Origin of the sequence: Leifsonia xyli subsp. xyli str. CTCB07, assembly GCF_000007665.1 — a bacterium.
Lineage (GTDB): Bacteria > Actinomycetota > Actinomycetes > Actinomycetales > Microbacteriaceae > Leifsonia > Leifsonia xyli_C.
The window spans coordinates 476,958-489,793 of the sequence record NC_006087.1; the positions used below are offsets into that span (position 1 = coordinate 476,958).

The 12,836-nt window shown below is 69.5% G+C and carries 14 protein-coding genes and 2 pseudogenes; 11 read left to right on the top strand and 5 right to left on the bottom strand.

Annotation, left to right across the window (positions count from 1 at the left end):
• The first annotated feature begins 6 nt into the window (after positions 1–6).
• The 3 genes from LXX_RS02330 to LXX_RS02340 are packed head-to-tail and all read left to right on the top strand — an operon-like array spanning position 7 to position 2,949.
• Complete coding sequence (locus LXX_RS02330; RefSeq protein ID WP_041768098.1) at positions 7–666, top strand: response regulator transcription factor; 660 nt, start codon at positions 7–9, stop codon at positions 664–666.
• Entirely contained in the window at positions 653–1,927 is a 1,275-nt protein-coding gene (locus tag LXX_RS02335) for an ATP-binding protein (RefSeq protein WP_011185464.1), read from the top strand. Before LXX_RS02330 ends, LXX_RS02335 begins: the two co-directional genes overlap by 14 nt.
• A complete protein-coding gene (locus tag LXX_RS02340; protein WP_011185465.1) occupies positions 1,924–2,949 on the top strand; it encodes a hypothetical protein in 1,026 nt (341 codons plus the stop codon). Before LXX_RS02335 ends, LXX_RS02340 begins: the two co-directional genes overlap by 4 nt.
• Before the next feature lie 892 nt (positions 2,950–3,841).
• Here the strand turns inward: LXX_RS02340 and LXX_RS02345 are convergent.
• Positions 3,842–4,069 (bottom strand): acyl-CoA carboxylase epsilon subunit, encoded by a 228-nt coding sequence (locus tag LXX_RS02345; RefSeq protein WP_011185466.1) that lies wholly within the window; start codon positions 4,067–4,069, stop codon positions 3,842–3,844.
• On the bottom strand, positions 4,066–5,697 hold the full coding sequence (locus LXX_RS02350) for an acyl-CoA carboxylase subunit beta (RefSeq protein ID WP_050737810.1): 1,632 nt from the start codon (positions 5,695–5,697) through the stop codon (positions 4,066–4,068). The genes LXX_RS02345 and LXX_RS02350 overlap by 4 nt, the downstream gene beginning before the upstream one ends.
• A 76-nt stretch (positions 5,698–5,773) precedes the next feature.
• Here LXX_RS02350 and LXX_RS02355 point away from each other — a divergent pair, with 76 nt between their 5' ends.
• Both LXX_RS02355 and LXX_RS02360 read left to right on the top strand, forming a co-directional pair.
• Entirely contained in the window at positions 5,774–6,538 is a 765-nt protein-coding gene (locus LXX_RS02355; protein ID WP_041767102.1) for a biotin--[acetyl-CoA-carboxylase] ligase, read from the top strand.
• An 8-nt stretch (positions 6,539–6,546) separates the two neighbouring features.
• Complete coding sequence (locus LXX_RS02360; RefSeq protein WP_223227696.1) at positions 6,547–7,095, top strand: PH domain-containing protein; 549 nt, start codon at positions 6,547–6,549, stop codon at positions 7,093–7,095.
• On the opposite strand, the gene LXX_RS02365 is transcribed toward LXX_RS02360, so the two are convergent.
• On the bottom strand, positions 7,057–7,590 hold the full coding sequence (locus tag LXX_RS02365; protein WP_041767105.1) for a GtrA family protein: 534 nt from the start codon (positions 7,588–7,590) through the stop codon (positions 7,057–7,059). The genes LXX_RS02360 and LXX_RS02365 overlap by 39 nt on opposite strands.
• Positions 7,591–7,680: 90 nt before the next feature.
• Between LXX_RS02365 and LXX_RS02370 the strand changes: the two genes are divergently transcribed.
• The 6 genes and pseudogenes from LXX_RS02370 (at position 7,681) to LXX_RS16105 (ending at position 10,778) form a co-directional block, all read left to right on the top strand.
• The gene (locus tag LXX_RS02370) at positions 7,681–8,850 is read left to right on the top strand and encodes a 5-(carboxyamino)imidazole ribonucleotide synthase (RefSeq protein WP_011185470.1); all 1,170 of its coding nucleotides are present in this window, start codon (positions 7,681–7,683) and stop codon (positions 8,848–8,850) included.
• A gap of 66 nt (positions 8,851–8,916) precedes the next feature.
• Positions 8,917–9,420 carry a 5-(carboxyamino)imidazole ribonucleotide mutase gene (gene purE / locus LXX_RS02375; protein WP_011185471.1) on the top strand — a complete coding sequence of 168 codons (504 nt, stop codon included), beginning with the start codon at positions 8,917–8,919 and terminating at the stop codon, positions 9,418–9,420.
• The gene (locus tag LXX_RS15215) at positions 9,417–9,812 is read left to right on the top strand and encodes a hypothetical protein (protein WP_011185472.1); all 396 of its coding nucleotides are present in this window, start codon (positions 9,417–9,419) and stop codon (positions 9,810–9,812) included. Before purE ends, LXX_RS15215 begins: the two co-directional genes overlap by 4 nt.
• Positions 9,813–9,981: 169 nt before the next feature.
• Positions 9,982–10,302, top strand: a pseudogene (locus LXX_RS16095) (LytR family transcriptional regulator); the annotation flags it as partial.
• A 92-nt stretch (positions 10,303–10,394) separates the two neighbouring features.
• Positions 10,395–10,475: pseudogene (locus LXX_RS16100) on the top strand (hypothetical protein); the annotation flags it as partial.
• A gap of 9 nt (positions 10,476–10,484) precedes the next feature.
• A complete protein-coding gene (locus tag LXX_RS16105) occupies positions 10,485–10,778 on the top strand; it encodes a hypothetical protein (RefSeq protein ID WP_256030562.1) in 294 nt (97 codons plus the stop codon).
• Positions 10,779–10,824: 46 nt separating this feature from the next.
• Here LXX_RS16105 and LXX_RS02385 read toward each other — a convergent pair whose 3' ends face one another.
• Entirely contained in the window at positions 10,825–11,976 is a 1,152-nt protein-coding gene (locus LXX_RS02385) for a glycosyltransferase family 4 protein (RefSeq protein ID WP_041767111.1), read from the bottom strand.
• Complete coding sequence (gene rfbD, locus LXX_RS02390; protein WP_011185474.1) at positions 11,945–12,832, bottom strand: dTDP-4-dehydrorhamnose reductase; 888 nt, start codon at positions 12,830–12,832, stop codon at positions 11,945–11,947. The genes LXX_RS02385 and rfbD overlap by 32 nt, the downstream gene beginning before the upstream one ends.
• Positions 12,833–12,836: the final 4 nt, after the last annotated feature.

The following is a 12,836-nucleotide window of genomic DNA, read 5'->3' on the forward strand; positions in this document are numbered from 1 at the left end:
GTGAGCATGGTGCGGGTGTCAATCGTCGACGATCACGAGTCGGTGCTTCTCGGGCTGAGGGCAGCCTGTCAGGAGGCGGGCTACGATGTCGTGGTCGCTGCTGCGACGGTGGATGGATTCGTGTCGCAGCTGGGGGCGCAGGAGTGCGATGTGGTCGTGCTCGATCTCTCCCTCGGCGACGGTTCGCGGGTGACGGACAACGTCAAACGGGCGCAGGCGACGGGTGCCGCTGTGCTCGTCCACAGCATCGCGGACCGCGTGGCCGGTGTGCGGGAGGCGCTCGCAGCGGGTGCCGCCGGCGTCATCCCGAAGTCCTCTCCGACGACGACCGTGATGAACGCGATCGCGACCGTTGCGCGCGGGGATGTGCTCAACAACCTCGAGTGGGCGACCGCCATCGACGCCGACAGCGACTTCGCCAAGGCGCAGCTCGGCCGCCGCGAGCGGGACGTTTTGCACCTCTACGCTTCCGGCCTGCCGCTGAAGGCGGTCGCCGCGCAGCTCGGGATCGCCAATTCGACGGCACGCGAGTATTTGGACCGCATCCGCGTGAAGTATGTGGAGGTCGGCCGCCCGGCTCCGACGAAGGTGGACCTGCTGCGTCGCGCCGTCGAGGACGGCATCTTGCCCGGGCTCGACTCCGATCCGCGCAATGAACGGGTTTAGCGCTCCGGGCCCTGTCTCCGGGGCGCCGCCGGAGGGTGTCAAACGTCGCAAACCGCTGAGCCGGGCCCGTATCGAGCGGATCGCCGACCGCACTGTGTCGGCTTTCAGCCTCGTGTTTGGCCTGCAGATCCTCCCGACCGCGCTCGGTCAGCTGGGCGACCTGCGGGAGCCGTGCGCCTTCGTCGTCCTGATTATCGTCTTCGGCGGCCTCGCCCTGACGGTTCTGTTCGCGATCGTCCAGCGCTTCGTGAAGACGGCGATGGGCGTCCTGGCCATTGTGTACCTCGTGGCGATTGTGACCTGGCCGCTGTTGGTGAACGACCCGGCGCCGTTCGCGAGAGACAGGCCGTGGGTCTGGTTCCTCTGCTCCGTGCTCACGGCCTTCGCCGCGGTGGCGTGGCCGCTCTGGCTGGCGACCGTGTACACATTCGCCGCGCCGGTCGTTTACGGTTTCGTCCGGGCGCTGCCGGCCGGCGGCGGCGCGAGCGCCGAGCTGGCCGGGATCGATGCGGTGTACGCGATCATCCTGGGCGGTGTGATCCTCGCGATCGTCACCATGATGCGCGAGGCGTCGACGGCGGTGGATGTCGCCCAGGGCCACGCGCTCACCAAGTACAGTAACGCCGTCCGCCAGCACGCGACCGAGGTCGAGCGCGTCCAGGTGGATGCGATCGTCCACGACAGCGTCCTGACGACCCTGCTCTCGGCGGCCAGCGCGCGCACGCCGGAGGCGAAGGAACTGGCGGCGCGGATGGCCGCCGACGCCATCGGGCACTTGCACGCGGCCGAAGCGTCCGGACCGCAGGACCAGCCTCCTGTCGGCCTCGACGTGCTGCACGAGCGTCTGCTGGCGGCAGCGGAGTCCAGCGCCTCGCACTTCGTGGTGGAAGCGCGGGACACCGCCCGGCGTACTCTGCCCGTCGCTGTGGCCGAGGCGGTCTCTTCGGCTGCGGTGCAGGCGATGGTCAACAGCAACCAGCACGCCGGCGGCCCGGAGGTGCGGCGGAGCGTCACCATCGTCGGCGGCGCGGGCGGGGCGACGGTCCAGGTCGTCGTCGAAGACTCCGGACGCGGCTTCGTCAGCGCGGAGGTGCCGGCCGAGCGCCTGGGGCTGCGCGTCAGCATCCAGGAGCGTCTCGCCAAGGTCGGCGGCCGGGCGACGGTCCGGTCGGCGCCGGGCCGGGGGACGAGTGTCACGATCGTCTGGCCGAGCCCTGAGCCCGCATCGCCGCCGGACCGGGAGCGGGAGACCGTCCGGTGATCACGCTCAACAGGGTGCTGTTCCTCACGCTCGGCGCGATGTTCTCGGCCTATCATCTTTTTCTCGGGCTCTCGTCGCTCTCCATTCCCGATGACCCGGGCCCCGCCATCGTCGCGATAGCGCTCTACGCGGTCGCCACCGCGATCAGCCTGTGGCCGGCCAGCCCGACCAGGATGCCGCTCTGGCTGGCCGCCTTCGACCTCGCCGTCTCCGTGGTGGTCGCCGTGCTGGTCACCAGCGAGCTCGACCCGGCGAAGGACAATGTCTACGCCACCTGGTACGTCGCGGCCATCGGAACGCTGATGACTGTTTGCGCTGTCCGCCGGCAGCGGCTCGTGGCCTGGCTTGGCGTCGCCTTCCTCACGGTCCAGACTGTGATCTGGGCGGGCGTCGGCGCGCTCGCCGGCCTCGGCGTCATCGGCTCCGTGGTGTGGGTCGGCGTCGCCGTCGTCATCTCCGCGTCGCTCGTGAGGGCCGGCCGGGACGCGCTGCGATTCGGGTGGGCCGAGCGTGAAGCCACCGAGTGGCAGGCGGCCCAGGAGGCGCACGTCATGGAGAGGCAGCTGCGGCTGCGGCAGACCTACCGGGTGGCTGCGCCCATGCTCGCCGAGATCGTCCGTCGCGGCGGCGACTTGACCGAGGCGGAGCGCCGGGAGTGCCGCTATCTGGAAGGCGCCATCCGCGATGAGATCCGCGGAAGGCGTCTCCTCAACGAGGACGTCCGTCGTGAGGTGATGGCTGCCCGGCGTCGCGGTGTCGTCGTCACTCTGCTCGACGAGGGCGGCATCGACGACCTCGACCAGGCCGGCCTCGACACGGTCTTGCGGCGTCTTGCGGAGGCCATCCGGGGCACGACGACCGACAAGCTCATCGTGCGCACCGTCCCGCGCTCGTCCGAGACGGCGATCACCGTCATTGGGCTCCGCATGTCGGGCGATGGGGCCGCGAACGCTCTGGGCGCGGAGTCGGACGACGAAGTGGACCTCTGGCTCGAGATCTCGCGCCCGCTCCCCTCTGCCTGAGGCGTCGTAGCGCGCACCGCCCTGAGCGCTGGTCTCCGTGGCCGGGTTGGGGCGTTCCCGGCTGCTGTGCGCGCGATCGCGGATGGCGATTCGCAATGTCATATGTATGATTCATTGACTGTTTCCTCGAAACCGGAGGGAAGAAGCGGAAGGGGTGTCGTGGGCGGGAGTGACGCGGAACCGCTGGTGTTCGATCATCGTGCCGCGGACGCTCTGGCGCAGACGGTTCGCGGCGCGGCCCAGCGGGTGAGAGCGGGCCAATCGGCGCGGAGGGGGTTCGCGCAGACGGCGACCGCGGAGTTCCGCGGGCTCTTCGCCCGGGAGTTCGCCCGCAGCCGTGAGCTGGCTGATGGTCAGGGCGTCCGACTATATCTTCACTCTGGACATCAACACCGAGTGTTCCCTGGATCCCACGCTCAAACGTCGGACCGGTCCTCATGGCTACCGCGACTTCGACCCCCCGCGAACTCCTCCCGACCCCCGAACCGTCCGCTGACGGAACCCCGTGAGCGCTCGCTGTCATGGGGGAGGCGCAGCAGTGTGTCCCAGGAACACCGCGCCAACCGCTGAACCCAGCCGTTAACGGGTGAGGGGGCCGGCACCCGAATTGCCGACCCCCTTTAAGCCCCGTAGTCAGGGCGACAACCCGAATATCGCCCTGACTCGCCACCAAAGCACTCACCTGCTTACCCTAGTCGGCGAGTGATTGGCGGTGTGACTCATGAGGAGAGACACCTAGCAGTAATCATGATCACGGTCAGCCCGCAAAATACATAGTCGTCATTTTGGGGGACCGTGGGGTACAAGCTGGACCTCTTCTGTGGGGAACACGTCGATAATTTCGTGTGTCCCGTTCGTGGGGCACGCAGAGACCGGGGTGCAAATCGGGTCATCAGCCCGAGAACGACCGCCACTGGCCCAGCCCTGGAATCAGCAACGTGCGCAGCGGACGCTGACTGCGCTGCCAGCCGTCCGCCCCGGCAGCGAGCCGGGAGCCGCGCGCCGCGGCGGCCTGTTCGGCCACCGCGGCGGTGAGCACGGCCGTGACGGCGGCGATCTCCTCCGCCGTCACGCGGCGCGTGACGAAACGGAGCTGCGAGGGGTCGAGGGCCTCGCTCACAGCGGGATGTTCCCGTGCTTCTTCGGCGGAAGGCTCGCCCGCTTGGTGCGCAGCGCCCGGAGCGCTTTGACGACGGAGACGCGGGTGGCGGCCGGCTCGATCACCCCGTCCAGCTCGCCGCGCTCGGCGGCGAGGAACGGACTCGCGACGTTGTAGGTGTACTCGGTGGCGAGCTTCGCCCGCACCGCGGCGACATCCTCCCCGGCGTCCTCCGCTCGTTTCAGCTCGCCGCGGTAGAGGATGTTGACCGCGCCCTGGCCGCCCATGACCGCGATCTCCGCCGTCGGCCAGGCCAGGTTGATGTCGGCGCCGAGCTGTTTGGAGCCCATCACGATGTAGGCGCCGCCGTAGGCTTTGCGGGTGATGATTGTGACCAGCGGCACGGTCGCCTCCGCGTACGCGTACAAGAGTTTCGCGCCGCGGCGGATGACGCCGGTCCACTCCTGGTCGGTGCCGGGCAGGTAGCCGGGCACGTCGACGAAGGTGAGGATCGGGATGCTGAAGGCGTCGCAGAATCGGACGAACCGCGACGCTTTCTCCCCGGCGTCGATATTGAGGGTGCCTGCCATCGCGCTCGGCTGGTTGGCGACGATGCCGACCGAGCTGCCCTCGACCCGGGCGAAGCCGATGACGATGTTCGGCGCGAAGAGCGGCTGGACCTCGAGGAACTCCCCGTCGTCCACGATGCCCGCGATGATCGTCGTGACATCGTAGGGCTGGTTGGGGGAGTCCGGGATGATCGTGTTGAGCTTGCGGTCGGCGTCGGTCGTCTCCAGCTCCGGCTCCGCCTCGAACACCGGCAGTTCCGCCAGGTTGTTCTGCGGCAGGTAGCTGAGCAGAGCGCGCGCGTAGTCGAGTGCGTCCTCCTCGTCGCTCGCGAGATAGTGGGAGACGCCGGAGACCCTGTTGTGGGTGAGGGCGCCGCCGAGCTCCTCGAATCCGACATCCTCGCCGGTCACCGTCTTGATGACATCGGGGCCGGTGACGAACATGTGGCTGGATTTGTCGACCATGATCACGAAATCGGTCAGCGCGGGGGAGTACACTGCGCCGCCGGCCGCCGGGCCCATGACGATGGAGATCTGCGGGATGACGCCGCTCGCCGCCGTGTTGCGCCGGAAGATCTCGCCGTACTTGCCGAGCGCGACCACGCCCTCCTGGATGCGCGCGCCGCCGGAGTCCAGGATGCCGATCATCGGCACACCCATCTTGAGCGCATGGTCCATCACTTTGATGATCTTCTCGCCCGCGACCTCGCCCAGCGAGCCGCCGAAGATCGTGAAGTCCTGGCTGAAGACGGCGACGCTCCGGCCGTGGATGGTGCCGACGCCGGTGACGACCGCATCGCCGTACGGCCGCTTCCCGTCCATGCCGAACGCTTGCGTGCGGTGGCGCACGAATTCGTCGAACTCCACGAACGATCCCTGGTCGAGCAGCAGATCGATGCGCTCGCGCGCGGTGAGCTTGCCCTTGGCGTGCTGTTTCTCGATCGCCGCCTGGCCGCTCGCGGTGACGGCCTCGTGGAAGCGCTCTTTGAGGTCGGCGAGCTTTCCCGCTGTGGTGGCCAGGTCGGGGGCCGGTGCGATTCCGGTGGGTTGACGTGCTTCGGTGTCGGTCACGCCGTTCACTCTACCGGCCAGTGGATGGGCGATGCCGTTGAGGAAACCCTACAAATACCGGGCTTCGCGCTGGCAGACTGAGCCTATGGAGACCTTTCGCCGCAGTCGCGCCATCGTCCCTCTGCTCGATGTTCTCGAGGAGGCTGGCTCCACGAACGACGTGATGCAGGCCCGCTCCGGCGATCTTCCCGACCTCGCCGTTGTCGTCACCGGCAATCAGACCGGCGGCCGGGGCCGGCTGGGGCGGGTCTGGGTGGCGCCGCCCGGGAAGACGCTCGCCATCTCCGTGCTGCTGAAGCCCGAGGGCCTGAAGCCGGACGCTTTCGGCTGGTTCCCGCTGCTCGCCGGCCTCGCTATGCGCCGCGCGCTGGCCGGTTTCGTGCCGCGGGAGGTCGAGGTCAAGTGGCCGAACGATGTGCTGATCGACGGCGCGAAAGTCAGCGGCATCCTGACCGAGCTGCTGCCCGGGATGCGCGGTGTCGTGGTCGGAGCCGGCGTCAACCTGACAGTGGCCGGGGACGAGCTGCCGGTGCCGACTGCGACGTCCCTGCTGCTGGCCGGCGCGACCGATCCCGACACCGACGCCGTGCTCGCCGCCTACCTCATCGAGCTGGTCGTACTCTATCGCGACTTCCTCACGGCGGGCGGCGATGCGGTTCGCAGCGCGCTGCGCGGTGAGGTCGCCGCGGCGTGCCACACCATCGGCCGGGCGGTGCGTGTCGAGCTCCCCGGCGGTGGCAGCCTGACGGGCGTCGCCGTCGCTCTCGACGACACCGGACGGCTGATCGTGGAGTCGGATGCGGGCCGCACCGCGGTGGCGGCCGGCGACGTGACGCACCTGCGGTATTAATGGGAGTCATGAGCAGCACGCCGGACGGAGCCGTCGCCCCGCCTTCCGAGCGGGTCGTGGCTCGGCTGCGCCCGAACGCACGGGCGCTCCTCTGGCCGTCCCTCGCGCTCATCGCCGCCAGCTGCGCCGTCGGCTTCTTCGCCGGGCGTCTGACCGAGGTGTGGCAGGAGGCGCTGCTCTGGTCGGCCGCGGCCGCTGTGCTGTTTTTCTTCTTTCTGCTGCCGTTCGCGGCCTGGCTGAGCCGCCGCTACACGATCACAACGCGCCGGCTCATCCTCCGGCACGGTTTCTTCGTCCGCGTCCGCCAGGAGTTGCTGCACTCCCGCGGCTACGATGTGAGCCTCAAGCGCACCTGGCCGCAGAGCCTGTTCCGCTCGGGAGACGTCCTGGTCAACTCGGGCCTCGACCATCCCGTCGTCCTTAAGGATGTGCCCCGGGCCGATGAGGTGCAGCGCGCGCTCAGCGAGCTTATGGAGCGCGCGCAGACCGTCGTCGGGATGCGCCGACAGGAGTCGGAGTCAGTCCCCGACGAGACCACGGTCTGGGGTTCGCGTTAGCATCGCCGCCGCGACCGGTTCCAGTGCCGATGCCGGAGGCCGCTGGCCGCGCGCGGGGGAGAAGACCCACCAGCGGTAGAAGGCGAAGCGGAACAGCATCCCGAGCGCCAGGCCGATCCCGTTGGCCGAGATGTTGTCGGCGATCGGCGAGGTCAGGCCGAGCAGATAGTGCGACACCCCGATGCAGAGCAGGGGGATGCCCATGCCCGCGAGGCTGACCGTGAAGAACTCGGCGCCTTCGCGCAGGGCGTTCCTCTGCCGCTGCCCGGAGAAAGCCCAGAACCGGTTCCCGGCCCAGTTGGCGAAGATCGCCGCGGTCGTCGCGATGACGGTCGAGAGGACGGTGGCGTGCGGGACGCCGCGGAGAACGATCAGCAGCATCGCATTGAACACGACGAGGTTCACGGCCAAGCCCACAGCGCCCACGGCGCCGAACTTGATCAGCTGCGGGAGGAGCCGGGCCGTGCGCGCCGGGATGGTCTTCTGGATCGTCATGCTCCAACCGGGGATGCGGAATGATAGGGAGTGTGTTCGCCAGAGTACGCGAGCCGCGGCGTTCATGTCTGTGAGTTGGCCGCGGGCGGCATGAGGAGTATCAGAGGAGAGGTACAGGCGATGGCCAGGAACAGAGTTGGTGTGATCGGCGGCGGACAGCTGGCGCGGATGATGATCTCCCCGGCGGTGGAGCTGGGCGTGGACATCCGTGTGCTCCAGGAGGCCGAGGGCATGAGCGCCGATCTCGCCGCCAGCGGCGTCGGCGACTACCGCGACCTCGGTGCCGTCCTCGCCTTCGCGGAGACGGTGGATGTTGTGACCTTCGACCACGAGCACGTTCCGCCGGCCATCCTCCGTGAGCTGGTCGCTCGCGGCGTCCCGGTCCACCCCGGGCCGGACGCGCTGCTCTATGCGCAGGACAAGATTCAGATGCGCTCGAAGCTCGGCGATCTCGGCCTTCCCGTTCCGGACTGGGCGGCCGTGGAGACCTCCGGCGAGCTCGCCGCGTTCCTCGACGACCACGGCGGCCGCGCGGTCGTCAAGACGGCCCGCGGAGGCTACGACGGCAAAGGCGTCCGTCTGGTCTCGGACGCGAACGGGGCGGACGACTGGTTCCTCGCGCTCGCCGAGGACGGTCTCGGTGGCGCTCTGCTGGTCGAGGAGCTCGTCTCTTTCCGCCGCGAGCTGGCCCAGCTGGTCGCGCGGCGGCCCTCCGGCGAGGTCGTCGCCTGGCCCGTCGTCGAGACCGTGCAGCGCGACGGCGTGTGCGCCGAGGTGATCGCCCCGGCCCCCGGCTCGGCCGGCCGTCTCGCGCAGGCGGCGTCGGACATCGCCCGCCGCATCGCAGACGGCTTGGGCGTGACCGGCGTCCTCGCCGTCGAACTGTTCGAGACGACCGACGGCCGGGTGCTGGTCAACGAGCTCGCGATGCGCCCACACAACAGCGGCCACTGGTCGATCGAGGGCGCCGTGACCAGTCAGTTCGAGCAGCATCTGCGCGCCGTGCTCGATCTGCCGCTGGGCGCGGCGACGGCGCGCGAGGACTGGTCGGTGATGGTCAACATCCTGGGCGGGCCGTCGGAGGGAACCCTGCAGGACCGCTACCCGGCCGCGCTCGCGGCGCACCCCGAAGCCAAATTCCACGGTTACGGAAAGGCGCCGCGCCCCGGCCGGAAAGTTGGCCATGTGACGGTCTGCGGCGACGATCTGGACGACATCGCGTACCGCGCACGGTCGGCGGCCGCCTTCTTCGAGGGGTGAGACCCCCGGGGCTCACGCCCGCGTGCCTTCCCCGGGGTCATGGTGACCGCGCCCTAGCATGGGGCCATGTCCGTTCCACCCCCGCCCTTGGTGTCCGTCGTGATGGGTTCCGACTCGGACTGGCCGGTGATGCAGGAAGCCTCGCGGCTGCTCGCCGAATTCGGTGTCGCGCACGAGGTCGAGGTCGTCTCCGCCCACCGCACGCCGGAGAGGATGATCGGCTTCGGCAAGGTCGCGGCCTCCCGCGGTGTCCGTGTGATCATCGCCGGAGCGGGGGGAGCCGCCCACCTGCCCGGGATGCTCGCCGCCGTCACCACGCTGCCCGTGGTGGGCGTTCCTGTGCCGCTGGCCCGTCTCGATGGGCTCGACTCGCTGCTCTCGATCGTGCAGATGCCGGCGGGCGTGCCGGTCGCGACCGTCTCCATCGGCGGTGCGCGCAACGCGGGTCTTCTGGCCGTGAAGATCCTCGCCACGGCCGATCCCAGGCTCGCGAGCATGCTTGAGCGCTTCGCCGCCGAACTGGAGGCGAGCGTCGACGAGAAGAACCGCGCACTGCAAGCGAAGCTATGATCCTCGCCACCACTCCGCTGCGCAACCCGGACGCGGCTTCGGCAGGCGAGATGACCAAGCGCGGCTGGTGGCTGGTCGCCCTCAATATCCTGCTGCCCGGGTCGGCGCAGCTCGTCGCGGGGGATCGGCGCCTCGGCCGGGTGGGTCTGATCGCGACGGCGGCGCTCTGGTTCCTCGCGCTCGCCGCACTGCTGATCCTGCTGGTCTCGCCGTCCACCGTGTACACGCTGGCGACGCAGTCCGGCAGCCTGACGTTCGCGCAGATCGTGCTGATTGTGTACGCACTGCTGTGGGTGGTGCTGACGCTCGACACCCTGCGCCTTGTGCGTCTGGTGAAAGCCCGCCCGGAGGCCCGGGCTGGATCGCCGCTTTCGCGGCCGTCGTCCTGGTGAGCCTCACCGGGACCGCCACCTACGGCTCCGTCGTCGCCGGGTCCGCTCGCGGCGCGCTCGCCGGAATCTTCACCGCCGGCCCCTCGAGCCGCCCGTCGAGGGCCGCTACAACATCATGCTGCTCGGTGGCGACGCCGGTCCCGACCGCGAGGGCCTGCGCCCGGATAGCATGTCCATCGTGAGCGTCGACGCCGCGACCGGCAAAGCGGTCACCATCGGCCTGCCCCGCGATCTCGATACGGTGCCCTTCGCCTCGAGTTCGCCTCTGCACGGGCTGTATCCGGACGGCTACGGCTACAAAGGCCGCTGCGACGTCGATGTGTGCCAGCTCAACTCCATCTACACCGAGGTGGAGCTCTACAAGCCCGAGCTGTACCCGACGGCCAAGGAGCATGGCAGCGAGCCGGGGATCGAGGCCATGCGCGACGCGCTCGAAGGCGCGACCGGGCTCACCATCCAGTACTTCGTGCTCATCGACATGCAGGGCTTCGCCGATCTCATCGACTCCCTCGGTGGTGTGGATGTCACCGTCAGTGAGCGCGTGCCGATCGGCGGCGATGAGAACCTGAACGGCGTGGTCGAGTGGATACAGCCGGGCCAGGCGCGCATCTCGACGGCTATCACGCGCAGTGGTACGCCCGCGCGAGGCACGGCACCAGCGACTACGACCGGATGGCGCGTCAGCGTCAGTTGCAGGACGCGATTCTGAAGCAGTTCACTCCGGTGAACATCGTCGCCAAATTCCAGGACATCGCGAAGGCTGGAAAGCAGGTGATGAAGACCGACATCCCGCAGTCGGTGCTCGGGTACTTCGTGGACCTGGGCATGAAGACCAAGGCCCAGAAAGTGGACCAGCTGGAACTGGTGCCGCCGACCATCGATCCGGACAGTCTGGACTACGCGCAGATCCGCCGCCTGGTGCAGCAGGCCCTGGCACCGGCCACCCCGAAGCCCGCCTCGACATGAGCGCGACGCTCAGGCGGTCCCTGACCGGATAACAGGCTCCTCCGGATCAGAGGTCGGCGTGCAGCTGCCAGACGCGCTCGGCCGAGTCGCGCCAGCTGAAGGCCCTGGCACGGTCCGAGGCGAGCACGCTTAACCGTGTGCGCAGGTCCGGTTCGCCGAGCACACGGCCGATCGCATCGGCGAGGCGGTCCGTGTAGGCGGCATCGTCCTCCGCGCGGCCCGGGCGCTCCACGACCAGGCTCGCGCCGCCCGCGACCTCGACGAGAGCGGGGTCGTCGGAGTGGACGACCGGGAGGCCGAACGTGAACGCTTCCATAATGGGGAGTCCGAACCCCTCGGCGAGGCTCGGATAGACGAACACAGTCGCCCGGTCGAGCACGACGGCGAGGTCGGGGTCGGAGAGGCGGCCGAGCGCGCGCACGCGGTCCTCCGGCAGGCCGGCGGCGGCGGCGACGCCGGTCGCGCTGCGCTCGCCGTAGCGGTCGGGGCCGACGATGAGCAGGGGGATGCCGTGCGCTTCGGGCCGCGCGACCGCGCGGATCAGCGCAGCGACGCCCCTGCGTGGCATGACCGAGCCGAGTGTCAGAGCGTACGTCTCCGGGAGCTCCAGTCGTGCCGCGCGTTCATCGGCGTCGGACGGGAGCTGCACGGTGGTGGCGGGCGCGCCGCCGATCACCCGGATGCGGTCGCCGAAGTCCAGCTCGTCCGCCAGCCGTCTCGCCACCGCGTGGGTCGGGACGACGATCGCATCGGCGAACCGTCTGGCGCGCTTGGCCATCGACCGGGTCCAGAGCGCCCTGGCCGTGCCGATCGTCTCCGGGTGCGACCAGGCCAGCGTGTCGTGGATGGTCACGGCGATCTGGTCGGAGGCCTCCGTCTGGCCGTGCTGGCGCAGCGGCGCCAGCACGGCCGGCGCGTGCAGCATCCCGGTGAGCGAGCCGACGGGGAGGCCGGAGCGCCAGGCCAGAGCCAGCTCGCGGCGGGCCAGCGGCAGGCGGATGAGGCTGGCCACCCCCGGGAGCAGCAGGCGCACCTCGTTGAGCTTGTCGTCGGAGACGTTCGAGATGACGGCTTGGACGTCGCAGCCCGGAGGCGCGGTCGCGATCAAATGCCGGGTGAGTTCCTCCGTGTAGCGGCGCAAGCCGCCGGGAGCCACACCGGTCAGGTCATCGACCACCACCCTGAGTGTCGTCGTCATTCCGCTCCTGATCCAGGACTCCATGTTGTGCTGCGTCGGCCAGCGCTTCTTCCCACGGCCGCATGGGTTTCAGGCCGGCGCGCCTCCAGCCCTCGTGACCCAGCACTGAGTAGGACGGCCGGGGAGCCGGTCGGGTGAACGCGGCGCTGTCGGTCGGAAGGACCCTATCAGGGTCCAGCCCGGCGGCGCTGAAGACCGCCTTGGCGAACGCGAACCAGCTCGCCTGGCCGGAGTTCGTGCCGTGGTACACCCCGGGGGGCGCGTCCGAGTCGAGGAGCGTCACGATCCGCTCGGCCAGGTCGCCGGTCCAGGTCGGCTGGCCGATCTGGTCGGCCACGACGCTCACCGTTTCGTGGCTCTCGGCGAGTCTCACCATCGTCTTGGCGAAGTTCGCGCCGCCCGCGCCGTACAGCCACGCGGTGCGGACGATGTAGGTGCCGCCGGGATGCGTGGCCAGCGCGAGCTCTTCGCCGGCGGCTTTGGTTCGGCCGTAGGCGTTGATCGGGTCGCGCGGGGCGTCCTCGGCGTAGGGCTCGGCGCCAGACCCGTCGAAGACGTAGTCGGTGGAGACCGTCACAAACGTCGCGCCGTGTTGCGCCGCGGCCACGGCGAGGTTCTCGGTGCCGGTCGCGTTGATCGCGTAGGCGTCGTCCTCGTGGGTCTCGGCGTCATCCACCTTCGTGTAGGCGGAGGCGTTGATGACCACGTCGTGGCCCGCGACGGCGGCCAGAACGGTGTCACGGTCCGTGACGTCGAGATCGGCGCGGCCGAGGGCGGTCACCTCTCGGCCGGCCAGCGCACGCTGGAGGTCCTGGCCGAGCTGGCCGTGGGCTCCGGCGATCAGATAGCGCGCCATGTCG